General features: G+C 67.6%; 20 protein-coding genes and 1 riboswitch. Of the genes, 18 read left to right on the plus strand and 2 right to left on the minus strand.

What is annotated here, in order from left to right; all coding sequences use genetic code 11:
* From AC2ITM_RS19400 to AC2ITM_RS19485, 18 genes are all read left to right on the plus strand, one after another.
* Positions 1–924 carry an ABC transporter permease gene (locus AC2ITM_RS19400; RefSeq protein ID WP_486469799.1) on the plus strand — a complete coding sequence of 308 codons (924 nt, stop codon included), beginning with the start codon at positions 1–3 and terminating at the stop codon, positions 922–924.
* Complete coding sequence (locus AC2ITM_RS19405; protein WP_486469800.1) at positions 921–1,724, plus strand: ABC transporter permease; 804 nt, start codon at positions 921–923, stop codon at positions 1,722–1,724. Before AC2ITM_RS19400 ends, AC2ITM_RS19405 begins: the two co-directional genes overlap by 4 nt.
* A gap of 54 nt (positions 1,725–1,778) precedes the next feature.
* Complete coding sequence (locus tag AC2ITM_RS19410; RefSeq protein ID WP_486469801.1) at positions 1,779–2,810, plus strand: ABC transporter substrate-binding protein; 1,032 nt, start codon at positions 1,779–1,781, stop codon at positions 2,808–2,810.
* Between the two features lie 73 nt (positions 2,811–2,883).
* Complete coding sequence (locus AC2ITM_RS19415; protein WP_486469802.1) at positions 2,884–4,551, plus strand: amidohydrolase; 1,668 nt, start codon at positions 2,884–2,886, stop codon at positions 4,549–4,551.
* Between the two features lie 348 nt (positions 4,552–4,899).
* A complete protein-coding gene (locus AC2ITM_RS19420) occupies positions 4,900–6,342 on the plus strand; it encodes a cytochrome ubiquinol oxidase subunit I (protein WP_486469803.1) in 1,443 nt (480 codons plus the stop codon).
* Positions 6,343–6,365: 23 nt separating this feature from the next.
* Positions 6,366–7,415 carry a cytochrome d ubiquinol oxidase subunit II gene (locus AC2ITM_RS19425; RefSeq protein WP_486469804.1) on the plus strand — a complete coding sequence of 350 codons (1,050 nt, stop codon included), beginning with the start codon at positions 6,366–6,368 and terminating at the stop codon, positions 7,413–7,415.
* A 15-nt stretch (positions 7,416–7,430) separates the two neighbouring features.
* Entirely contained in the window at positions 7,431–9,128 is a 1,698-nt protein-coding gene (cydD, locus tag AC2ITM_RS19430; RefSeq protein ID WP_486469805.1) for a thiol reductant ABC exporter subunit CydD, read from the plus strand.
* Entirely contained in the window at positions 9,121–10,770 is a 1,650-nt protein-coding gene (cydC, locus tag AC2ITM_RS19435; protein ID WP_486469806.1) for a thiol reductant ABC exporter subunit CydC, read from the plus strand. The genes cydD and cydC overlap by 8 nt, the downstream gene beginning before the upstream one ends.
* 40 nt (positions 10,771–10,810) lie before the next feature.
* Positions 10,811–12,181 carry an ATP-binding protein gene (locus AC2ITM_RS19440; protein ID WP_486469807.1) on the plus strand — a complete coding sequence of 457 codons (1,371 nt, stop codon included), beginning with the start codon at positions 10,811–10,813 and terminating at the stop codon, positions 12,179–12,181.
* Positions 12,174–12,719, plus strand: a complete 546-nt coding sequence (locus AC2ITM_RS19445) for a response regulator transcription factor (protein ID WP_486469808.1) — start codon at positions 12,174–12,176, stop codon at positions 12,717–12,719. The genes AC2ITM_RS19440 and AC2ITM_RS19445 overlap by 8 nt, the downstream gene beginning before the upstream one ends.
* A 196-nt stretch (positions 12,720–12,915) precedes the next feature.
* On the plus strand, positions 12,916–13,884 hold the full coding sequence (locus tag AC2ITM_RS19450) for a LysR family transcriptional regulator (protein WP_486469809.1): 969 nt from the start codon (positions 12,916–12,918) through the stop codon (positions 13,882–13,884).
* On the plus strand, positions 13,884–15,350 hold the full coding sequence (locus AC2ITM_RS19455) for an NAD(P)-binding domain-containing protein (RefSeq protein ID WP_486469810.1): 1,467 nt from the start codon (positions 13,884–13,886) through the stop codon (positions 15,348–15,350). Before AC2ITM_RS19450 ends, AC2ITM_RS19455 begins: the two co-directional genes overlap by 1 nt.
* The gene (locus AC2ITM_RS19460) at positions 15,347–15,829 is read left to right on the plus strand and encodes a CMD domain-containing protein (RefSeq protein WP_486469811.1); all 483 of its coding nucleotides are present in this window, start codon (positions 15,347–15,349) and stop codon (positions 15,827–15,829) included. Before AC2ITM_RS19455 ends, AC2ITM_RS19460 begins: the two co-directional genes overlap by 4 nt.
* Positions 15,826–16,392, plus strand: a complete 567-nt coding sequence (locus AC2ITM_RS19465; RefSeq protein WP_486469812.1) for a peroxidase-related enzyme — start codon at positions 15,826–15,828, stop codon at positions 16,390–16,392. Before AC2ITM_RS19460 ends, AC2ITM_RS19465 begins: the two co-directional genes overlap by 4 nt.
* A 12-nt stretch (positions 16,393–16,404) precedes the next feature.
* Positions 16,405–17,145, plus strand: a complete 741-nt coding sequence (locus AC2ITM_RS19470) for an amino acid ABC transporter ATP-binding protein (RefSeq protein ID WP_486469813.1) — start codon at positions 16,405–16,407, stop codon at positions 17,143–17,145.
* Between the two features lie 21 nt (positions 17,146–17,166).
* A complete protein-coding gene (locus AC2ITM_RS19475) occupies positions 17,167–18,000 on the plus strand; it encodes a transporter substrate-binding domain-containing protein (RefSeq protein ID WP_486469814.1) in 834 nt (277 codons plus the stop codon).
* 61 nt (positions 18,001–18,061) lie between these two features.
* Positions 18,062–18,769 (plus strand): amino acid ABC transporter permease, encoded by a 708-nt coding sequence (locus AC2ITM_RS19480; RefSeq protein ID WP_486469815.1) that lies wholly within the window; start codon positions 18,062–18,064, stop codon positions 18,767–18,769.
* Positions 18,770–18,788: 19 nt separating this feature from the next.
* Entirely contained in the window at positions 18,789–19,478 is a 690-nt protein-coding gene (locus tag AC2ITM_RS19485; RefSeq protein ID WP_486469816.1) for an amino acid ABC transporter permease, read from the plus strand.
* 87 nt (positions 19,479–19,565) lie between these two features.
* On the opposite strand, the gene AC2ITM_RS19490 is transcribed toward AC2ITM_RS19485, so the two are convergent.
* Both AC2ITM_RS19490 and AC2ITM_RS19495 read right to left on the minus strand, forming a co-directional pair.
* Positions 19,566–20,621 (minus strand): HoxN/HupN/NixA family nickel/cobalt transporter, encoded by a 1,056-nt coding sequence (locus AC2ITM_RS19490; protein ID WP_486469817.1) that lies wholly within the window; start codon positions 20,619–20,621, stop codon positions 19,566–19,568.
* A gap of 97 nt (positions 20,622–20,718) precedes the next feature.
* A riboswitch (cobalamin riboswitch) is annotated at positions 20,719–20,915 on the minus strand.
* 102 nt (positions 20,916–21,017) lie between these two features.
* Positions 21,018–23,021: a MacB family efflux pump subunit gene (locus tag AC2ITM_RS19495; RefSeq protein ID WP_486469818.1), complete on the minus strand. Its 2,004-nt coding sequence runs from the start codon at positions 23,019–23,021 to the stop codon at positions 21,018–21,020.
* Between the last annotated feature and the right edge of the window lie 11 nt (positions 23,022–23,032).

A 23,032-nucleotide genomic window follows, 5' to 3' on the forward strand; every position in this document is an offset into this window, starting at 1 on the left:
ATGGCAGAGCAGAGCCTGACCGAACTGGAAGCCACCCTCGCGCGCGCCGATCTGCGCCGCCGCTGGTGGCTGAGCACGCCCGCGCTGCTGATCGTGCTGCTGGCGGGCGTGGGCCCCTTGGTGATCGTCGTCCTCTATTCCTTCCTGACGCCCGGCGACTACGGCGACGTGGTGTGGAAATTCTCTCTCGACGGGTGGTTCAACGTCCTCTTCTCGAAGGACATCTTTGATGGCACCGTGTCGATCTCGGATGCCAACCTGTCGATCTTCTGGCGCAGCATCCGGCTGTCGGCGCTGACCACGGTGCTGTGCCTGCTGATGGGCTTTCCGACCGCCTTCTACATGGCGGGCCGCAGCCCCAAGACGCGCGCGCTGCTGCTGCTGCTGATCACCGTGCCGTTCTGGACCAACCTGCTGATCCGCACCTTCGCCATCCAGCAGCTGCTGCGCGCCGAGGGCATCATCAACCTGGTCCTGATGAAACTGGGGATCATCCACCAGCCGCTGCAGCTGCTTTACACCGATTTCGCCATCCTGGTGGGGATGACCTATGTCTACCTGCCGCTGATGGTGCTGCCGCTTTATTCCACGATGGAGAAGTTCGACTTTCGCCTGACCGAGGCCGCCTATGACCTGTACGCCAGCCGCTGGAAAGTGCTGACCCAGGTGGTGATCCCGCTGGTCAAGCCGGGGCTGGTGGCGGGCGCGACGCTGGTCTTCATCCCCTGCCTTGGCACCTATGTGATCCCGCGGGTGCTGGGTGGCGGCAGCACGCTGATGATCGGCAACCTGATCGACCTGCAGTTCGGCCAGGGCCGCAACTGGCCGCTGGGCGCGGCCCTGTCGATCACCCTGGTGGTGCTGGTGGTGATCGGGATGCTGATCTTCCAGCGCAACGACCGCAGCGGAGGCCCCGAGGCATGATGCGTCATTTCGATACCAGGGCGATGCCGGGCTTTGGCTTTGTCACCCTGTTGTGCTTCCTGCTGCTGTACCTGCCGATCGCGGTGCTGGTGGTCTTTGCCTTCAATGCCGGGACCTCGATCGCGATCTGGGAGGGGTTCTCGCTGCGCTGGTTCGTCTCGGCCGCGCATAACGAGGAGGTGATCGAAGCCTCGATCCTGTCGTTGCAGATTGCCGTCGCCGCGGCGGGTCTGGCCACGGTCGCGGCCACGCTGGCGGCACTGGCCACCACCCGGACCAGGCGCTACCGTGGCATGCAGACCAAGGTGCTGCTGCTGACCATCCCGCTGATGGTGCCCGAAATCGTCACCGCCGTGGCGCTGCTGATCGTGGTGGCGCGGCTGAAGGTCTGGACCGGCTACACCGGGCTTGGCTATCTGATCCTGGCCCATGCGGCCTTCTGCGTGCCCTTCGCCTATATGCCGATCCGCGCCCGCCTGTCGGGCATGGACATGACGCTGGAATCCGCGGCACGCGATCTTTACGCCAGCCGCTGGCAGTGCTTCCGCCATGTCACCCTGCCGCTGCTGACGCCGGGGATCATTGCGGGCTTCATGCTGTGCTTCGTGATTTCCCTTGATGACGTGGTGATCACCGAATTCGTCAAATCCGCCGGCCAGGACACCCTGCCCACCTACATGCTGGGTCAGCTGCGCCGCAACATCACCCCGGAAATCAACGCCATTTCCACGGCCTTCCTGGCGCTGTCGATCATCCTGATCGTCGCCTTCACCCTGCTCGGCAATCGCAAGAAGACCTGAGCCAACCATGACGGCACAAAGCCGCGTCCCCCCTTCCAGACAGGAGAGCGTTTCATGACCAAGTCCCTTATTGCCGCCGCGGCGGTGGCGCTGATCGCCCAGGCGGGCCTGGCGCAGGCCGAAGGTGTCCTCAACATCTACAACTGGGGCAACTACACCAACCCCGAGCTGATCGACAAATTCGAGAAGCAGTACGACGTCAAGGTGACCATCACCGATTACGATTCCAACGACACCGCCCTGGCCAAGGTGCGCCAGGGCGGGTCGGGCTTCGACATCGTGGTGCCGACCTCGAACGTGCTGCCGATCTGGATCAAGGAAGGGCTGCTGCTGGAAAGCCGCCCCGACGAGATGTCGAACTTCAAGAACGTCGATCCCCGCTGGGTGGACGTGCCCTTCGATCCGGGCCGCCACTATTCGGTGCCGTGGCAATGGGGCACCACCGGCGTCAGCGTCAACACCTCGGCCTACAAGGGCGACATCAACACCTCGGCCATCTTCATGGATCCCCCGAAGGAGCTGCAGGGCAAGATCAACGTCATCCCCGAGATGTCGGATGTGATGACCCTTGCAATCTTCTATGAGGGCGGCAAGGCCTGCACCAACGACATGACCGTCCTCAAGAAGGTGCGCGACGACCTGATGAAGGCCAAGCCCAAGTGGCTGTCGATGGATTACGGCACCATCGACACCTATGCCAAGGGCGATGTCCTGGGCGGCACCAACTGGAACGGCTCGTCCTTCCGCTCGCGGCTGAAGAACCCCGACATCCATTATGGCTATCCCAAGGAAGGCTATCCGATCTGGATGGACAATGCCGCCATCCTCAAGGACGCCAAGAACGTCGACAACGCCAAGCTGTTCCTGAACTTCATCATGGAGCCCGAGAACGCCGCGCTGATCTCGGCCTTCGCGCGCTATGCCAACGGCATTGCCGGTTCGGAACAATACATGCCCGCCGACATGAAAGACGCCCCCGAGATCAACATCCCCGATGATCTGAAGGCTGCGGGGCAGTTCGTGCCCTCCTGCCCGCCTGAGGTCAATGCGATCTACACCAAGATCTGGACCGAGCTGCAGAAATAAGCTGCCCGTTTCCGACACATCCCGGGCCGGCCCCCGTTCGGGCCGGCCCTTTCCATCTGCAATAGGGACGACGATGACCCCAAGGACCCCCTCCCTGATCCTGCACAATGCCCGCGTGCGCAGCATGGATCCCGATCTTCCCCGTGCCACCGCCGTGGCCCTGGCCGGCAACCGCATCCTGGCGGTGGGCGATGACGCAACCGTGCTGGCGCTCGCGGGGGCCGAAACCCGGCTGATCGACGCGGGCGGGCGCAGCCTGCTGCCCGGGTTCAACGACGCCCATGTCCATGCCTTCGTGGGGGCGGTGGGGCTGTCACACCTCGACCTGCTGGGGGTGCGGGGCTTTGACACCCTGGCAGCAAGGGTGCGCGCCTATGCCGATGCCCATCCCGACCTGCCGCTGATCTGCGCCGAATTCACCGCCTACGAAATCCTCGGGCCCGGCCAGCCCGTCACCCGGCAGGTTCTGGACCGCATCCTGCCCGACCGCCCGCTGCTGATGACCGCCTTCGACAACCACACCGCCTGGGCCAACACCGCAGCCCTTCAGGCCGCAGGCATCCTGCACGGCCGCCCGCTGAGCATCGGCAACGAGATCGTGCTGGACGCGGACGGCCTGGCCACCGGAGAGCTGCGCGAGGGCGAGGCCATCGCCCCCGTCCGCATCCTGTCGGCCTCGGGCTACCGCGAGGGGATCGGCATGCTGACCGGAGGCGAGCCCGAAGGCGTCACCCCCGAACAGCGCGCCCATGACCGCCAGACCCTGCACCGCGGGCTGCTGCATGCCGCATCCCTGGGCATCACCTCGATGCAGAACATGGACGGCAACCTCTATACGCTGGAACTGCTGGAAGAGATCGACCAACAGCATGGCCTGCCGGTGCGGATGCGCGTGCCCTTCAACTGCAAGAACGTCACCCCGCTGTCCGATTTCACCACCCGCGCCGCCGTCTGGCGCGACCGCTTCACCAGCGACCGGCTGACTTCGGATTTCATCAAGCTGTTCATCGACGGCGTGGTCGAGACCGGGACCGCGGTGATGCTGGGCGGCTACGGCGATGCGCCGGACGAAAACGGCGATCCGCTGCTGAGCACCGAAGCCCTGAACGCCACCGTGGCCGAGGCCGACCGCCTGGGCTTCCAGGTGGCGATCCATGCCATCGGCGATGGCGGCGTGCGGATGGTCCTTGATGCCTATCAGGCCGCCGCCGCCCGCAACGGCCGCCGCGACAGCCGCCACCGGATCGAGCATATCGAGACGCTGCATCCCGACGATCTGCCGCGTTTTGCGGACCTGGGGGTGGCGGCCTCGATGCAGCCGCTGCATGTGCCGGACGGCGACCCCGGTCTTTACCTGCAGCGCATCGGGCCTCAGCGCTGGCCCACCGCCTTTCCCGCCCGGGCGCTGAAGGACAGCGGCGTGCGGATGATCTGCTCGACCGACTGGCCGATCGTGCCGCTGGATCCCGCGCTGACGCTCAGGGCTGCCGCCACCCGCGGCCCGATGGCACCGGGCCTGCCGAACCAGGCCCTGAGCCTTGAGGAAACCCTTGAGGCCTATACCCTTGGCGGCGCCTGGGCCGAGTTCCGCGAGGACCGCAAGGGCATGCTGAAACCGGGCTATCTGGCAGACCTTGTGCTGCTGGAACAGGATCTGGACACGCTGGCGCCCGAAGATCTGGCAGGGGTCTCGGCCCGGATGACCATTTGCGACGGCCGGATCACCCACGCCGCCGCCTGATCACCATTCTGCGAGGCCGCGCGCCCCGTTTCCACCTGGGACGGCGCGCGCGGCCAAACCGCCCGCATAATAATATATTCGTTTCAAGACAATGTGTTGTCTTCCCATCCGGCGGCATCCCGGGCGCCCCCCTTTGCCGTCACGGCAGGCGACAAAGATACATCGTGGTTGGACAATTTGTCCAATGTGTCCCCCCCGCCCCCCCTCCTAGGACCGATCCGACAGCAACCCAGGCGTTGCCTCCCTCCCGCCCCGCCCGACGCCCCCGCGCCGGACCAAGAGCCTTGCGCGTCCGTGACCCACACGGGCGCGGGGAAGCCGTGCGCGCCCCGCCAACGGAGGTCCGGCATGACGCCAGACGCACTGAGCACAATGATCTCGCGGATCGACTTCGCGCTGATCTCCTCGGTCCACATCCTGTTTCCGCCGCTGACCATCGGCCTGGCCGCGCTGCTCTTCATTTCCGAAGCGCTGTGGTTCAAGACCGATGATGAACGCTGGTACCGGCTGTGCCGCTTCTTCGAGAAGCTCTTCATCATCAACTTCGGCGCCGGTGTCGCCACCGGCGTCACCATGGAGATGGCCTTCGGCATCCTCTACGGGCCGTTCAGCCAGGCAGCAGGGCCGTTCTTCGGTCAGGTGCTGGGCTACGAGACCATCACCGCCTTCATGTACGAAGCAGGCTTCATCGGCCTGATGATCTTTGGCTGGGGCAAGATCAGCCGCAAGATGCACCTGTTCGCGACCTTCAACGTGGCGCTGTCGTCGACGCTGTCGGCGATGTGGATCCTGGTTGCCAACAGCTGGATGCAGACCCCCACGGGCGTGACCCTGAAGGACGGCGTCTTCCAGGTGACGAACTGGTTCGCGGCACTGCTGAACCCCAACGTCTTTGCCGCCTTCCCGCACATGCTGCTGGCCGCGTTCGAGCTGTCGCTGTGCTTCGTCGTCGCGGTCTGCGCCTGGTTCGTCTTCAAGCAGCGCCACACCGACCTGTTCCTGCGGCCGCTGAAATGGGGCCTGGTGGCGCTGGCGGTGGTGGCCGCCGCCCAGGTCTACATGGGCGACGTGCTGGGCGAGAACGTGCTGCACAACAAGCCCGCGGCGCTGGCGGCCATGGAAGGCCAGTACGACACCTATGACAAGGACGGCCATGTCAACAACGCCTGGAACGTCATCGGCTGGCCCAAGGCCGACGGCACGGGCCTGGCGTGGTCGATCAAGATCCCCCATGCCCTGTCGCTGATCGAGACCAAGACCTGGAACGGCAAGGTCGAGGGGCTGAACAGCTTCGACAAGGCCGACCGCCCGCCGGTGCTGCTGCCCTTCTACAGCTTCCGCGCCATGGCCGCGATCGGCGGCGCGCTGATGCTGCTGGGCCTTTACGGCTGCTGGCTGTGGGCCAAGGGGCGGCTGTCCGAGACGCTCGCCGCGACCAACCGCAGGTTCCTGCTGGCGTGCTCGGCCGCGGTGGCGCTGCCCTACATCGCCGTCATCGCCGGCTGGTGGACGCGCGAGATCGGCCGCCAGCCCTGGATCGTCTACGGCCTGATGCGCACCGAGGACGGCATGAGCCACATGTCCACCGCGCTTGCCTCGTTCTGGCTGGTGGGCTTCGCGATCTTCGAGGGCGCCGTGGTGCTGGGCACGATCTGGTACCTGCTGAAGGTCTGCCGCCTGGGTCCCGACCTGACCAGCCCGATCGCCACCTCGGGGCATGAAACCCTGGGGGATCTGGACCTGCCCACCGCGGGCGAGGCCCCCCACCCCGAATACTACCGTCCCGTCTGAAGCGGCGGAAAAGGACCGGAACGATGAACCATCTGGACGACATGCAATATTTCCTGGCCAACGCCTGGTGGCTGGCCCTGGGGATTGCGGTGCTGCTTTACATCGCGCTCGACGGGGCGGACCTGGGGGCGGGGATCTTTGGCCTGTTCGTGGGCGATCACGATGAGCGCGGCGCCATCATGACCGCCATGGCGGGCACCTGGGACGCCAATGAAACCTGGCTGATCGTGGCGGGGGGGATCCTGTTCGGGACCTTCCCCTTCGTCTACGGCTCGGCCTTCCACTATCTGATGGTGCCGCTGGCCTTCGTGCTGTGGGGCGTGATGGCGCGCGCGGTGACGCTGGAATTCCGCCACATCGCATCCGAGAAATGGCAGCGCTTCGGCGACCGGGTCTTTGGCCTGTCCAGCCTGACCGTCACCTTCTTCGGCGGCATGAGCGTGGGCGCCTCGCTCAAGGGCTTCCCGCTGACCCATACCCCCGGACAGGTGCCGCATTTCGACGGCGGCGCCTTCGACTTCGTCTCGGCCTTCTCGGTCTGGACGGGGATCGCGGCGGTGGTCGCGGTGCTGCTGTCGGGGGTGCTGTTCGTGCGCGCCCGCTTCGAGAAATCCGAACCCATCCGCCGCGACGCCGCGCGCTGGACCGCGACGATCTTCTGGCTGGCCATCGGATCCGTCGTGATCACCCTGATCTGGAGCCTGTCGATCTTTGACTGGGCCCGGGCCAAGTGGCTGGGGCATTACTTCTGGGTCTGGGGCATCCTGGGGCTGCTGGCGCTGGCTTGCATCGACAAGGTCCGCCGCGCCACGCTGCGCGACGACGACATGGGCGCCATCCTTTGGTACTGCGGCGCGCTGCTGATCATGGGCGTGGGGATGCTGGCCACCCTGCACCCCTGGCTGGTCCCCCACACCTGGAGCATCCGTGACGGCGCCAGCCCGCAGGTGTCGCTGATCACCTTCACCATGACCATGGGGGGCTTCCTGCCGGTGATGGTGATGTACAACTGGTACCAGATCTGGGTCTTCCGGGCGCGGATCACCAAGCTGGTGGCCTATGCCCACCACTAAGACGAGCTGACCGACATGTCCCGCATCCGACCCACCCATGACGCGGCCTCGAAGGCCACGGAACGCTGGCTTGGCACCTTCCGCGCCAGGGGGGGGCGGATGCTGGGGCTGTCGATCGGTGCGGCCGGGCTTTCGGCCGCGCTGACCATCCTGCAGGCCTGGGCCCTGGCGCGTCTCATCGCCGGAACCGTGCTGCAGGGTTCGGGGATCCTGGAACAGATCCCCGAGATCGCCCTTGTTGCGGGGACGATCGTGGGAAGGACCCTGATGGACGGGATCCGTCAGGGTACGGCCTTCGAGGCCGGGGCGCAGATCCGGCAGGCACTTCGTGAGGCGGTGCTTGGCCGGATCTCGTCCGCGGGCCCCGTGGCGATGCAGGCGCGCCCCTCGGGCGAGGTCGCGGGCCTTCTGTCCGAGGGCGTCGATGCCGTGCAGGACTATTTCGCGGCCTACCTGCCGCAGAAGATCATCGGCGCCATGGTGCCACTGCTGGTGCTGGCGGCGGTCTTTCCTTTCGACTGGATCACCGGTCTGATCCTGGCCATCTGCGCCCCCATCGTGCCGGTCTTCATGATCGTGGTGGGCCGCGGCGCCGAAGCGCTGAACCGGCGCCAGTGGCAGCGCCTGCTGCTGATGGGCGCGCATCTGTTCGACCGGCTGTCGGGGCTGGTGACGCTGCGCCAGCTGGGTGCGGCGCGCCGCGAGGCCGCGCTGGTCGCCGCCATGTCCGAGGGCTATCGCGAGGCCACGATGCAGGTGCTGCGGGTGGCCTTCCTGTCCTCTCTGGTGCTGGAATTCTTCGCGACCATCGCGGTGGCCATGGTCGCGGTCTACGTGGGCTTCCGGCTGTATTACGGCCAGATCGCCTTTCTGCCCGGCCTTTTCGCGCTGCTGGTGGCGCCCGAATTCTTCCGCCCCCTGCGCGAGATGGGCCAGCATTACCACGCCCGGATGACCGCCCTTGGCGCCGCCGAAGGGCTGCGAGCGCTGCTGGATCTGCCCGATGCGCCGCCGCAGGACGACCGCCTGCCGCTGCCCGCCGATGCGCCGCTGCGGATCTCGGTGCGGGATCTGTCGTATCACCATGACGAAGGCGCGGGGCTGGCGCCCTTGTCGTTCGATCTGGCCCCCGGTCAGGCCCTGGCGCTGATGGGGCCGAGCGGCGCCGGCAAGACCACCGCGGTGCGGTTGCTGCTGGGGCTGCTGGAGGCGCAGGCGGGCCGGATCGAGGTCGACGGCCACGCCCTGTCGGACTATCGCAGCGCCGACTGGCAGGCGCGGATCGGCTGGCTGCCGCAGCGCCCCACGCTGTTTGCCGGCACCATCGCGCAGAACATCCGCCTTGGCGTCCCCGAGGCCCCCGGTGCGCAGCTGCACCGCGCCCTGCGCGACGCCTGCGCCGAGGACGTGATCGCCGCCCTTCCCCAGGGCCTGGACACGGAACTGGGCGAAGGCGGCGCGGGCCTGTCGGGCGGCCAGATCCGCCGCGTGGCGCTGGCGCGCGCGCTGGTGCGCAGCCCCCGCCTGCTGATCCTGGACGAACCCACCGCCGCCCTTGATGCCGACACCGCCGCCCGGCTGATGGCGGGGCTGCGCGCCGCCCATCCGCAGGCCGCACTGTTGATCGTCACCCATGATCCCGCCTGTGCCGCCACCGCCGACCGCATCCTGACCCTTGGCCGCGAACCCACCCCGGAGGCCGCCCATGTCTGATTTTCTGCGCCTGCTCAGGCTTTGCCGTCCGCAGCGCGGCCGCATCGCCCTTGGCGTCGCCCTGTCGGTGACGGTGATCCTGTCGAACGTGGCGCTGATGGCGGTGTCGGGCTGGTTCATCACCGCCATGGCGCTGGCGGGGCTGGGCCGGATGACGCTGGAATTCTTCCTGCCCGCCGCCGCGATCCGGGGCCTCGCGCTGCTGCGCAGCGGCGCGCGCTATCTGGAACGGCTGGTCAGCCACGAGGCCACGCTGCGGATCCTCGCGCGGCTGCGGCCCTGGCTTTACACCGCGATGGTGCCGCTGGCGCCCGCCCGGCTGCAGGGCCTGCGCCATGGCGACCTGCTGGCGCGCATCCGCGGCGACATCGACGCGCTCGACAATTTTCACCTGCGGATCCTGGGGCCGGCGCTGGCGGCGCTGATCTCCTCGGGGGTGATCATCGCGGCGGCGGCAGTGTTTTCCGGGGCCGTCGCCGGGGTCATCGCCCTTGGGCTGCTGCTGGCGGGCCTCGCCCTGCCCTGGGCGGTGCGCCGCGCCACCCTTGGCGCCGGACCCGACCTGACCCGCGCCCGCGCCCGCCTGCAATCGGATGCCGCCGACCTGACCCGGGGCTATGCGGAACTGCAGATGCTGGGCGCCCTCGATGCCCAGCGGACCGGGGTCCTGGCAGCCTCCGCAGCCCTCATCCGGGCCGAGCGCCGCAGCGCCCGCGCCACAGCCATTGGCAGCGCGGCATCGGGCGCGGTCGGGCAGCTGATGACGCTGGCGACCGTCCTGCTGCTGATCCCCGCGACCTCGGCGCATCTGATGCAGGGGCCGGTCTTTGCGCTGCTGGTGCTGGGCTCGATGGCCGCGATCGAGGCCGTCTCGGGCCTGCCCGGCGCCTTTGCCGCCTGGGATGCGACGCTGGCCTCGGCCCGGCGGATCTTTGCGCTGACCGACCAGGCGCCCGCCGTCACCGAACCCGCCGCCCCGCAGACGCCCCGTGGCCACGCCCTGCGGGCCGAGCATGTCAGCTTTGGCTACGGCCCCGGCCGCCCGGTGCTGGAAGACCTGAGCTTTGATCTGCCCGAGGGCACGTGCCTGGCGCTGACCGGCCCCACCGGCGCCGGCAAGACCACCGTGCTGGAGCTGCTGCAACGCTTCCGCGATCCCGACGCGGGCCGCATCACCCTGGGCGGCCGCGACCTGAGGCAGCTTTCCGACGACACGCTGCGCGCGCAAATCGCGGTGGTCGACCAGCAGGCGCATCTGTTCAACGCGACGCTGGCGGAAAACCTGCGGCTGGCGGCGCCCGATGCATCCGACAACCGGCTGTGGCAGGCGCTGGAGGACGCGCAGCTTGGCCCCGACGTGCGCGCCATGCCGCAGGGTCTGGCGACGCGGCTGGGGGAACTGGGGGCGCGGCTGTCGGGCGGGCAGGCCCGGCGGGTGGCGATCGCCCGGGCGCTGCTGCGCGATGCGCCGATCCTGCTGCTGGACGAGCCGACCGAGGGGCTGGATGCGCAGACCGAAGCGCTGGTCATCGACGCCCTGCGGGTGCTGATCGCGGGGCGCACCGTGGTTCTGGTCAGCCACCGCCCGCAGGCTCTGGCGCTGGCCGGTCGACATCTGCGCCTCGGGGTGCAAAAGGTATGAGGACGACCGAAGACGGCCCCGGCCCCTCAGGGGGCCCGCCTTGAGCACAGGATTTCTGCCCCTCATGCTGCCCGCGAAACCCCGGCGCGGAACGCCGACACCACCGCCCCCGGGCCCCGACGCCGCCATCCGCGCCCTGGCCGAGGATGCCGCCCGCCGCAACCTGGGCCTGCTGATCAACCTGCGCTGGCTGGCCCTGCTGGGGCAGCTGGGCACGATCATCGTCGCCTCGACGGTGCTGCATGCGGTGCTGCCGCTGGGGCCGATGCTGGCGGTGATGGCCGGATCGGCGGTGGTCAACTGCTTTGCCGCCTGGCGCTGCCGCCGCGGCTGGGCGGTGCGCAGCTGGACCGTGACCTTCGAGCTGATGATCGACGTCGGCGCGCTGACGGCGCTTTTGTTCTTCTCGGGCGGGGCGGCGAACCCCTTCGTGACGCTGTTCATCCTGCAGGTGATGCTGGGGCTGGTGCTGATCCCGATGCCGCGGGTGCTGCTGATCCTGGGGGCGACCATCGCCGCGAACCTGTGGCTGCTGTGGCACAGCCGGCCGCTGGTGCTGACCGGCGGTCTGGCCGAGGCCACCAGCTTCATGACGCTGCACCTGCAGGGGATGTTCGTCAGCTTCGTGCTGTCGGTGGCGCTGCTGACCTGGATCGTGCGCGGCATCCAGACCAACCTGGCGACCCGCGACGCCCAGATCTCTGCCCTGCGCCAGAAGCTGGTCGAGGACGAGCATTTCGTGCGCCTGGGCATGATGGCCTCCAGCACCGCGCATGAACTTGGCACGCCGCTGACCACGGTCGCGGTGACGCTGGACGACTGGGCCGACGTGGGCCTGCCCTCGGCCGAGGAAGCCCCCGAGATGCTGGCCCGGCTGCAATCCCAGCTGGCCAGCTGCCGCAGCATCGTGTCGGACATGCTGTTCACCACCGGCCTCGACCGGTTCGAGGCGGCCGAGCGTGTCCCCCTGGGCGCCTTCCTGATCGAGGCGGTCGAGGTCTGGGACGACGACGGTGGCGGCCTGGACATCACCCTGCCCGAGGGGCCGGTGATGCAGCAGCCTGTGCTGGTGGAATCGCTGCTGGAACAGGCGCTGCGCAACATCTTCAACAATGCCCGCCAGGCCGGGGCGACGGCACTGCGGATCGGTGCCGCGATCACCCCCGATGGCAGTATCGCGCTGACGCTGCACGACAACGGCCCGGGCTTTCCCGCCGCCGTGCTGGAGCGCCCGATCCAGCCCGTGCAGGCCGAAAAGGGCAATCCCGGCCGCGGCTTCGGCCTGTACCTCGTGGCCAACACGATGCGCCGGCTGGGCGGACACTGGTCGCTCGACAATGCCCCCGAAGGCGGCGCCCGGGTGCGCCTGACCCTGCCCGCCCATACCCTTCAGGAGAGGCCCGATGCCTGACACCGACCAGCCCCCGCGCGAATTGCTGATCGTCGAGGATGACGAGGCGCTGGCCGAGACCCTGGCCAGTTCCATGCGCCGGCGCGGCTTTGCCGTGCGCGTCGCGCGCTCGGCCGAAGAGGCGCAGCCGCTGGCGCAGGACAAGGTGCCCGACTGCGCGCTGGTCGATCTGAAGCTGCCCGGGCGCAGTGGCCTGGAATGCGTGCAGGACCTCGCGGCGCTGGATCCGCCGCCGCATATCGTGGTGCTGACGGGCTTTGCCTCGATCGCCACCGCCGTCGAGGCGATCAAGCTGGGCGCCGTCTACTACCTGGCCAAACCCGCCACCGCCCGAGAGATCGAGGCCGCCTTCGAACGCCGCGAGGGCGATCCGACCCTGCCGCTGGGCCAGGCCTCGGGCGGGGTGCATGTGGGCGAATGGGAGCGCATCCAGGAAGTGCTGCGCGACACCGATTTCAACATCTCCGAGGCCGCCCGGCGGTTGGGGATGCACCGCCGCACCCTGGCCCGCCGGCTGGCGAAACGCCAGATCCGCTGACCGGCCCCCGCAAGGCCGCCTGCCTGAAACCGATCCCAACCTGACCTGACGTCTCCGGCACGGCCGGCGGCGCCTGTCCTGCTGCCCGATCCTTGACCCTGGGGACATCTGGCCTGCCCGCAGGACGGCTTTGGCTTGACAGATGCCGTTTCTGAATGAAACGAATAGATGTATTCATTATGACTATAAAGAGACGATGGAAACCCGCGACCTCCTGACCTTCCTGGCCGTGGCTGACAGCGGCAGCATCACCCGGGCGGCGGCGCTTCTGGGGCGCTCGCAGCCTTCGGTGACGCGCACGATCCAGGATCTGGAGGCCGAGCTGGGCTTTGCCCTGCTGCTGCGCACCGGCCGGCGCATCCAGCTGTCGGAAGAGGGGCTGGCGTTCGAGGAAGAGGCCCGCCGCCTGCTGATGTCGTTTTCGGAACTGGCCGCGCGGGCGCGCACCATCGCCGCCGGCAAGGGCCGGATCCTGCAGATCGCCACGACCTCGGCCGTGGGCACCGGGCTGATCCCCGAGGCGCTGCGGATCCTCGGCCGGGACCGCCTGCCGCACGAGATCCACATCGGCCAGTTCCTGCCCTCGGTCGTGGCGCAGGAGGTCCGTGCGGGCCGGGCCGAGATCGGCTTTTCCAGCCTGCCCCTCGACACGCCGGGGCTGGATGTGCTGCGCCTTTACCGCGCGCCCAATGCCATCGCGCTGGCCGCCGACGATCCGCTGGCCGCGCAAGATGTGGTGCCGGTCGCGGCGCTGCAGGACAAGCCCATGGCCACCATGCTGAACCCGCTGCGGTTCCAGATGCATGTGGCAAGGGTGCTGCAGTCGCACGGGGTGCGCACCGGGCCGGTGATACGCACCAATATCTCTTACGGGGCGTTGCAGATCGTTGCCCGCACCGGGGCGGCGGCGATCATCGACCCGGTTTCGGCCTGGGGGGTCAGCCTGCCCGGGGTGGTGGTGCGTCCGATCGATGTCGACGTGCCCTTCCACTGGGGCGTGCTGGCCGCGCCGCACCGCACCCCGGGCCAGACCGCGCTGGCCCTCATCGACCAGGTCGAAGCCCTGGCCGCCCGGATCATCGCCGGTTTCACCCAGCTTGACCCGGCCCAGGCCGGGGCGCTGGTGGCCGGCACGCCCTCGACACTCCCGCACGGAACGGACTGATGACGCATCACGCCACACTTGCCGACGGGGCGCAGGGGCTGGAGGCGCTGGAAGCGCAGCTGGCCCGCGACCTCGTGAACCTGGACCTGCCTGCCAAGGCCTGGGTGCCCGAACGCCACCACGACGGCGCGGCGGTGCGCGACGTGGTGGTGATCGGCGCCGGCATGTGCGGGCTGGCCGCCACCGCCCGGCTGATCTTTGGCGGCATCCGCAATGTCGTGGCCTATGACGCCGCCCCCGCCGGGCTGGAAGGCCCGTGGGAGACCTTCGCGCGGATGCAGACGCTGCGCTCGCCCAAGACGCTGACCGGCCCGGCCCTGGGTCAGGCACAGCTGACCTTCCGCGCCTGGTTCACCGCGCAATGGGGCACCCAGGCCTGGGAAGAGCTGGGCAAGATCCCGAAGGGCCAGTGGATGGATTACCTGCGCTGGTACCGCCGGGTGCTGGATCTGCCGGTGGTGAACGACGTGCGGATGACCGCCATCGCGGCCGAGGGCGATCTGATCGCCCTGACGCTGGAGGGCGCCGACACCCCCCGCGTGCTGACGCGCCATCTGGTGCTGGCGACGGGCCGGTCGGGTCTGGGGGGCAAGGCGGTGCCGGGCTTCCTGCGCGACCTCGACCCCGCGCTTTGGGCGCATTCGGCCGATGACATCGACTTTGCCGCGCTGAAGGGCAAGTCGGTCGCGGTGATCGGGGCGGGGGCCTCGGCGATGGACAATGCCGCGACCGCGCTGGAGGCCGGCGCCGGTGCCGTCGACCTGCTGATCCGCCGCAAGGAGATGCCGCGCATCAACAAGATGACCGGCATCGGCAGCCAGGGGCTGGTGCTGGGGATGCAGGCGTTGCCCGACCTTTGGAAATGGCGCTTCTTCGACTATTCCGCCCAGACCCAGACACCGCCTCCGCACAGCTCGACCCTGCGGGTGTCGCAGCATGGGAATGCGCATTTCTACCTGGGCTGCGGGGTGCTGGACGTGCAGCCCGAAGGCACCGGCCTGCGGATCGAGACCACCCAGGGCGCCAAGAGCTATGACTACCTGATCGCCGCCACCGGCTTCGTCAACGATTTCGCCGGCCGCGCCGAATTCGCCGCCATCGCGCCGCATATCCGCAGCTGGCAGGACGGCCGCCAGACCCCCGAGATGCAGCCCGACCGCCACCACCTGCTGAGCGCCCCCGACCTGGGCCCCGGCTTCGAGTTCCGCGAGAAAACCCCGGGCGCCTGCCCGATGCTGGCGCGGATCCACTGCTTCAACGATGCCGCGATGCTGAGCCACGGCAAGGTCTCGGGCGATATTCCGGCGGTCAGCGCCGGGGCCGACCGGCTGGTGCGCGGCATCACCGAGGCGCTTTATGCCGCTGATGTGGAATGCCATTTCGCACAGTTGCAGGCCTATGAAACCCCCGAACTGCTGGGCGACGAATGGACCGACAGTTCCCCCCTGACCGAAGGAGCCGAGTGATGGATGCCATGGACCTGGCCGCGGGCCTTACCCCCGAGGATGCGCTCTACAAGGCGCGCCGCTTCCGCCCCGAATTCGTCGATGGCGCCGAGGCCTGCCGGGCCTCGGTGCTGACGCCTGCCGCCGATCAGGGCCTGTCGCAGGTGCTGCGGCTGGCGCTGGCGCTGCGCATGGCGCGGCTGAATGCCGATGCGGTGCTGGTGGCGGGCTATGCCGCCGACCTGAAGGGCCTTGCCCCCGACGATCCGCTGATGGCGCTGGCGGGCGGCGACACCGCCCTGCCCGAACCTCTGGCCGCCATCGCCCGCCATGCCGATCTGGTGACGCTGACGCCGCGCGCGGCCACCGCCGCCGACATCACCCGGCTGGAACAGGCGGGCCTGAGCAATCCCCAGATCGTCGCCCTGTCCGAGCTGATCGCCTATGTCAACTTCCAGACCCGCGTGGCCACCGGCCTGCGCCTGATGAGGTCCAAATGATCCCCCAGGTCAAACTGAAGCCCCTCGACTGGGTGCCCCATATCGCGCCCGTCACCCTGGCCGAGGCCACCCCCGAGCAGCTGGAGGCGATGAAGGTCACGCCCTCGGCCAAGAAGGTGTCGCCCTATGTGCGCACGCTGGCGCATGACCCGGAAAGCTACGTGGCGCGGACCGTGCTGTTCAACGCCATCATGTATGTCGAAGGCGGGCTGAACCGCGCCGACCGGGAACTGGGGGCGCTTGGGGCCTCGATGGTGAATGGCTGCACCTATTGCGCCGTGGTCCATGCCCGGCGGCATTCCCAGCTGGCGGGCAACGACCAGGTGGTCAGCGCGCTTTACTGGAACCGCGAGGCGGATCTGGACGAACATCACCGCGCGGTCTACGACTTTGCCCGCAAGCTGTCGGCCGCGCCTTCCGAGGCGACCGAGGCCGACATCGCCCGCCTGCGCGCCCTTGGCCTGAGCGACGAGGAAATCATCGACCTGATCCACGCGATTTCGATCTTCGGCTGGGCGAACCGGCTGATGCACGTTCTGGGCCATGCCGAGCCCCAGGCCTGAAAGGACCCGGACATGCTTGAAATCAAGGACCTGAAGCTGGCCTATGGCAGCAACACCATCCTGAACGGCGTCAACCTGTCGGTCAGCCGCGGCGACGTGGTGTCGATCATCGGGCCCAGCGGCACCGGCAAGACGACACTGCTGAAATGCATCAACTACCTGGCCCGGCCGCAGTCGGGCCAGATCACGCTGGACGGCATCACCATGGATTTCGCCCGCCCCGACAGGGGCCGCATCCGCGACCTGCGGCTGCGCACCGCGATGGTGTTCCAGCAGTTCAACGTCTTCAAGAACATGACGGTGATCCAGAACATCATGGACCCCCTCGTCGTGGTGCAGAAGAAGACCAAGGACGAAGCCCGCCAGATCGCGCTGCGCGAACTGGACCGGGTGGGCATGACGGAACGGCAGGACCACTATCCCTCGCAGCTTTCGGGCGGCCAGTTGCAGCGCACCGGCATCGCCCGGGCGCTCGCCGTGCGGCCCGACGTGATCCTGTTCGACGAACCCACGTCCTCGCTTGACCCCGAACTGGTCAACGAGGTGCTGAAGGTGATCAAGGACGTGACCTCTTCGGGGATCACCTCTCTGCTGGTCACCCACGAGATGCAGTTCGCCCGCAACATCTCGAACCGCATCGTCTTCATGGAAGGCGGCGTCGTCGCCGCCGACGGCAGCCCCGAGGAGATCTTCGAGGCGCCCTCCAACCCGCGCCTGGCGCAGTTCCTGAATTCGGAACAGAAAATCCAGTAACCAAAGAGAAGGAAAACAGGGATGTTCAAGACCACTTCCACCCTTGGCCGCCGCACGGCGATGGGCCTTCTGGGCGGCGTCGTGATGGCGTTTGCCGCCGGTGCGGTGCAGGCCCAGGATGCCGTGCGCACCATCAAGATCGCCACCGCCGCGGAATCGAAACCGCTGTCCTGGGGCGCCCTGGGCGAGGAACCGCAGGGCTACGAGCCCGACGTGCTGCGCGCCATCAACGCCAAGCTGCCGCAATACAAGTTCGAGCTGGAAGGCGCCGCCGACATCGCCCAGGAAACCGGCCTTGCCACCGGCAAGTACGACATGATCACCGGCGGCTATTATACCAACCCGACCCGCGCCAAGCAGTTCATGATCCCCGAGAACCCGATCGGCGCCTCGATGATGAAGATCTACGCGCGCTCCGACAGCGGCATCAAGACGCTGAAGGATCTGGTCGGCAAGAAGATCGTGCCCGTCAGCGCCGGTGGCGGCGTCTACAAGTTCATGACCCAGTGGCAGAAGGATAACCCCGACTACAAGGTCAAGGTCACGGCCTCGTCGGCGGGTGTGCCCTATCCGAACCGCCTGCAGGAAGTGCAGGACGGCAAGTATGACGCGCTGATCCTGCCGTCGAACCTGGGCGAAGCCACGGTGATCGCGCAGCAGAAGCTGGACATCACCGCCTCGGAACCGGTCGTCACCAACAACACCTACATCCTGATCCACCGCGGCAAGGAAAACGAGCAGCTGGTGGCCGATGTCAACAAGGCCCTGGGCGAGCTGCGCGAGGATGGCACGCTCGACAAGCTGTCCGAGAAATACTTTGGCGAGGACGTCGCCAAGTACATGAAGCTGGACTGATCCGACGCGCCGGTCCCCCAGGGGACCGGCCCCCCCTCTCTCTGGAAAGGAGTGCCAGTCCGTGGACCTGAGCACGATGCTCCCCGAGCTTCTGTCGGCGCTGCCGCTGACGCTTGCCATCATGTTCGTGGCCATGGCCGCGGGCTTCTGCCTGGCGCTGGTCGCGACGGTGTTGCGGATCCGCCGGATCCCGGTGCTCAGCCAGCTGGCCGATCTTTACGTCTCCTATGCGCGCAGCGTGCCGGTGGTGCTGCAGCTGTTCGTGGTGTTCTACGGGCTGCCGGTGCTGTTTTCCGCCTTCGGCATGGCCGACATCTTCACCTCCAACGTGGCGGCGATGGTGGGCCTCAGCCTTTATCACGGCGGCTACCTGTCCGAGGTCATGCGCCCGGCCTATCTGGCGGTCGAGAAGGGCCAGCACGAGGCCGCGGATTCGCTGGGCTACACCTTCGTGCAGAAGCTGCGCCGCACCATCGGGCCGCAGGCGGTGCACATCGCGCTGCCGGGCTATGGCAATGCCATCATCTACCTGATCCACAACGTGGCGCTGGTGATGTACATCGGGGCCGCCGACGTCATGGCCACCGCCCACCTTGTGATGGAACGCGACTACAACCAGTATCAGTTCGAAACCTACCTGGTGCTTGCGGTGCTCTATTCGCTGCTGTGCCTGATCGCCTGGGCCATCATCCGCCTGTTCGAGCGCCGCTCGGCCCGCTACGTGACCGGGGGCCCGCGTCTGGCGGTGCGTCCCTCGGCCGGCGTCTGAGACGGAAAGGACCTGATCCATGTTCGATGCTTCCATCCTTCTTCCCGATTTCCTCAGCATCCTGTCGGCCGTGCCGGTGACGCTGGCGATGGCGGTGACGATCTTCATCCTGTCGACGCTGCTGGGCGGGGTGCTGGCGCTGTGCGAACACCGCCGCATCCCGGTGCTGCGCCAGCTGGTCACCGCCTACAAGGTCGCCTTCAAGGGCGTGCCGATGGTGGTGGTGATCTTCCTGGCCTATTACGGCCTGCCCGACGCGCTTGAGTTCCTGGGCAGCCTGGTCGGCATCGAGACCACCGGCCAGATCCCGAACTGGGTGACGCTAGTGCTGGCGCTGGCGGCCTGCGTCGCGGCCTTCCAGGCCGAGGTGATCAAGGGCGCGCTGAATTCCTTCGACACCGGCCAGTCGGATGCGGCGAAATCGCTGGGCTACAGCGGCTGGCAACTGTTCCGGCGGGTGATGCTGCCGCAGATCATCGTCTCGGCGATCCCGGACCTGGCGAATTCGGTCATGGTGATCATGAAGGCGCTGTCGCTGGGTTTCGCCATCGAGGTGATCGACATCTTCGCCCAGTCGCAGCTGACCGCAGCGCTGAACTTCTACTACCTTGAGGCCTTCGTGGTGGCGGTGGTGATCTACATGGTCATCGCCTATCTGGTCACCCAAGGCGCGGACCGTCTGGAAAGCCACCTGCGCCGCCGCAGCTGATACCCCCTGCCCCGAAAAGGCGAAGGCCGGCCCCCCTCCGGGGACCGGCCTTTTGCATTCGGGCGGGGGCATGTCCCGCGCCGGGCGTCAGCCGGTGCGGACCTCGACCTCGTCCAGGCGTTTCAGGCGGTAGATGGCCCAGGACACCGCCCAGGCCAGCAGGAAGGTCGCGATGATGGCAAAGCCGAGGTTGTTGAAGTTGTCGTCCAGCCCCGCGACCAGCGACCAGAAGCCACCCGTCAGATGGAACTGTTCGCGCAGCAGGCCCAGGGTCTCGACCCCGCCGATCAGCACCGCAACCAGGATCGAGACCAGCGTGATCGTCATGTTGTAGTAGATCTTGCGCATCGGCTTGACGAAGGCCCATTCATAGGCGCCCAGCATCATCACCCCGTCGGTGGTATCGACCAGCGACATGCCCGCGGTGAACAGCGCGGGAAACACCAGGATCACCCAGATCGACAGGCCGTTGGCCGCCTGGGCCGCGGACACGCCGAAAACCGCGACCTCGGTCGCGGTGTCGAAGCCCAGCCCGAAGAGCACGCCCAGAGGGTACATGTGCCAGCTGCGGGTGACAAAGCGGAAGGCCGGGCGAAAGAGGCGCGACAGCAGCCCGCGATTGCCCAGCAGCATGTCCAGGTCTTCCTCGACATAGGTGCCACCGGCGCGGATCCGGCGGTAGTTGCGCCAGATCGACAGGAAGATGGCGATGTTCATCGCCGCCACCAGCAGCAGGAACAGCCCCGAGACCAGCGTGCCGATCACCCCCGACACGCCCTGGAAGGCCGGGAAATCCCCCAGCACCGTCGCCGCCACCGCGACCGCCGTCGCGGCGATGATGACGACGCTGGAATGACCCATGGCAAAGCAGAAACCGACCGTCACGGGCCGCTGGTTCATCTGCATGAGCTTGCGGGTCACGTTGTCGATCACCGCGATATGGTCGGCATCGACGGCATGGCGCAGGCCCAGCCCATAGACCACCAGCGCGACCCCCAGCAGCGTCGGCTGGTTCCAGAACGCGACCAGCGCCCAAAGCCAAGCGCCTGCATTCATCGCCAGCAGCAGCGCGTAGATCGCGATCAGCCGCGGACGCAGCTCGGGCGCGGTTTCGTTGAAAAGACGGGACAAGGGGCTTGGCATTGGTCCTCCTCTGCCTGACGCATCCGGTGTCATAGCAGAGAAGCCGCGCCGCACCCATGCGACCCTGGCGTTCCGGGACACCCCGCCCGAAACTTCCACCGTGACGTTTGCGATGGCAGGTCTCCTGGCTTGCGGATCGACGCCGGAACCGGCCTTCCCGGGTCATGGCCCAGTGGCATCATCGGTCCGGCTTTCCGCCTACAGTTGCGGGGGCAGCCGCGGCATGGCGCCCAAAGGCACGGCACCGCATTCCCTATTCTCCCCCGAAGGGGAACCATCACCGTCTCTATGCGCCAGGATGACCGTCGGATCAATGCCCCGTGGCCGCGCCGGCAGGGCGGCGCCGGCAGGGATTGATCGACCCCCGGCCAGGGCGCCCTGGCCGGGGATGCGGGCCTAGCGCGACAGCGCCACCACCGGATCCAGCCGCGAGGCGCTATGCGCAGGCAGGTAGCCAAAGACCACCCCCACCAGGCTGGAGCTGGCGAAGGCCAGCAGAATCGTCACCGGCGAGTAGATGAAGGCATAGTTCGGCTGGAACAGCGAAATCACCGGCCCCGCCGCCAGCGCGATGCCGACGCCGATGACGCCGCCCAGCAGGCAGACCAGCACGGCCTCCAGCAGGAACTGCACCAGAATGTCGGCCTGCCGCGCCCCCACGGCCATGCGCACGCCGATCTCTCCCACCCGTTCCGAGACCGACACCAGCATGATGTTCATCACCCCGATGCCGCCCACCACCAGGCTGATCACCGCAATGGCCGCAATCAGAAAGGTCATGGTCTCGGTTGTGCTGGTGATGGTCTTGCGGATGTCGTCGGTGTTCAGGATGTTGAAATCAACCGTGCCATGGCGCCGCTTCAGCAGGTTCGACACCGCCTGTTCGGCGCTGTCCATGTCAACATCATCCGCCACCCGCAGGGTGATCGAACGCAGCGAGCTGCTGCCAAGAAACCGTGATTGCACCGTGGTATAAGGCAGGTAGAACGACGGGTTCCCCGACGAGCCGAAGCCGTTGGCCTGGGCCTCGACCACGCCCACGACGCGCATGGCGACCTGGCCCACGATGACCACCTGGCCCAGCGGATCGACATGCAGCGGATCGAACAGCGCGGTCTTGGCATTGCCGTCGATCACCACGTCCTGGGTATAGTTGCGCACCGCGCTTTCGGTGAAATACTGCCCCTCGACCAGCTTGGTGCCCTTGACCGAGAAATAGCCCGCGCCGACGCCGTTCAGCAGGGCGCTGGCCTCCTTGTTGCCAAAGCGTGCCACCCCCGAGGTCGAGACCGTCGGCGTCACCGCCGCCACATAGGGCAGCGCCGCCAGCGCATCGGCATCACCGACCGACAGCGTGGTGATCCGCCCGGAATGCGGATCGCCGAAACCGCGCCCGGCGAAGATTTCCAGCGTGTTGGTGCCGAGGTTCGAGATGTTCTTCAGCACCATCTGCCGCGAGCCCGCCCCAAGCGCCACCACGCAGACCACCGAGGCGATGCCGATGATGATCCCCAGCATGGTCAGCACGGTGCGCAAACGGTGCGCGTTCATCGACCGCAGCGCCATCAGGAAGGCTTCGCGCAGGCGGTCGCGCCCCTGACGCAGGTGGCTGGCAAGGCCGGCCGCGGGCGCGGTACGCAGCGGCGCCGCATCGGTCTGCGTGGCGGGCTGCGGCCGGAAGGCGGGGTTGGCGCGGTCGTCGATGATCACGCCGTCGCGGATCTCGATGATGCGTTCGGCCTGGCGGGCAACGTCCATGTCATGGGTGACGATCAGGATCGTGTGCCCCTCGGCGTGCAATTCGCGCAGGATGCGCAGCACCTCGTCGCCGCTCTGGGTATCAAGGGCGCCGGTGGGTTCATCCGCCAGGATCACATCGCCGTGGTTCATCAGCGCCCGCGCAATGGAAACCCGCTGCTGTTGGCCGCCCGACAGCTGGCCGGGGCGGTTGCGCAGACGCTCGCCCAGGCCCAGCCTTTGCAACAGGCGCCCGGCGCGGTCATGGCGCGCAGGCCCCGGCAGGCCCGCGTAGATCGAGGGCATCTCGACATTGCCGAGGGCCGTCAGCTCGTTCAGCAGGTGGTAGCGCTGGAAGATGAAGCCGAAGTGGTCGCGGCGGGCCGTGGCCAGTTCGTCCGCCTGCAGCGCCGAGACATCGCGGCCGAACAGCCGGTAGCGCCCGGCGCTTGGCGTATCCAGGCAGCCGATCAGATTCATCAGCGTCGACTTGCCCGACCCCGAGGCACCGACGATGGCCACCATCTCGCCGCGGCGGATCGTCAGGTCGACGTCGCGCAGCACCCAGGTTTCGGCATCACCCGCCGGATAGACCTTGCCCAGGCCCGAAAGCTCGATCACGGCATCGGGGCGGGCGGCGGCAGGGGCGTCTTGCGATTGCATGTCCATCATCG

Source organism: Pseudooceanicola sp. NS-SX9 (genome assembly GCF_057380705.1).

Excerpts from the sequence above, each read along its gene's own strand:
- AC2ITM_RS19400 (WP_486469799.1), top strand. The coding sequence starts at position 1 with ATGGCAGAGCAGAGCCTGACCGAACTGGAAGCCACCCTCGCGCGCGCC.
- AC2ITM_RS19405 (WP_486469800.1), top strand. The coding sequence starts at position 921 with ATGATGCGTCATTTCGATACCAGGGCGATGCCGGGCTTTGGCTTTGTC.
- AC2ITM_RS19410 (WP_486469801.1), top strand. The coding sequence starts at position 1,779 with ATGACCAAGTCCCTTATTGCCGCCGCGGCGGTGGCGCTGATCGCCCAG.
- AC2ITM_RS19415 (WP_486469802.1), top strand. The coding sequence starts at position 2,884 with ATGACCCCAAGGACCCCCTCCCTGATCCTGCACAATGCCCGCGTGCGC.
- AC2ITM_RS19420 (WP_486469803.1), top strand. The coding sequence starts at position 4,900 with ATGACGCCAGACGCACTGAGCACAATGATCTCGCGGATCGACTTCGCG.
- AC2ITM_RS19425 (WP_486469804.1), top strand. The coding sequence starts at position 6,366 with ATGAACCATCTGGACGACATGCAATATTTCCTGGCCAACGCCTGGTGG.
- cydD (WP_486469805.1), top strand. The coding sequence starts at position 7,431 with ATGTCCCGCATCCGACCCACCCATGACGCGGCCTCGAAGGCCACGGAA.
- cydC (WP_486469806.1), top strand. The coding sequence starts at position 9,121 with ATGTCTGATTTTCTGCGCCTGCTCAGGCTTTGCCGTCCGCAGCGCGGC.
- AC2ITM_RS19445 (WP_486469808.1), top strand. The coding sequence starts at position 12,174 with ATGCCTGACACCGACCAGCCCCCGCGCGAATTGCTGATCGTCGAGGAT.
- AC2ITM_RS19450 (WP_486469809.1), top strand. The coding sequence starts at position 12,916 with ATGGAAACCCGCGACCTCCTGACCTTCCTGGCCGTGGCTGACAGCGGC.
- AC2ITM_RS19455 (WP_486469810.1), top strand. The coding sequence starts at position 13,884 with ATGACGCATCACGCCACACTTGCCGACGGGGCGCAGGGGCTGGAGGCG.
- AC2ITM_RS19465 (WP_486469812.1), top strand. The coding sequence starts at position 15,826 with ATGATCCCCCAGGTCAAACTGAAGCCCCTCGACTGGGTGCCCCATATC.
- AC2ITM_RS19470 (WP_486469813.1), top strand. The coding sequence starts at position 16,405 with ATGCTTGAAATCAAGGACCTGAAGCTGGCCTATGGCAGCAACACCATC.
- AC2ITM_RS19475 (WP_486469814.1), top strand. The coding sequence starts at position 17,167 with ATGTTCAAGACCACTTCCACCCTTGGCCGCCGCACGGCGATGGGCCTT.
- AC2ITM_RS19485 (WP_486469816.1), top strand. The coding sequence starts at position 18,789 with ATGTTCGATGCTTCCATCCTTCTTCCCGATTTCCTCAGCATCCTGTCG.
- AC2ITM_RS19490 (WP_486469817.1), bottom strand. The coding sequence starts at position 20,621 with ATGCCAAGCCCCTTGTCCCGTCTTTTCAACGAAACCGCGCCCGAGCTG.
- AC2ITM_RS19495 (WP_486469818.1), bottom strand. The coding sequence starts at position 23,021 with ATGCAATCGCAAGACGCCCCTGCCGCCGCCCGCCCCGATGCCGTGATC.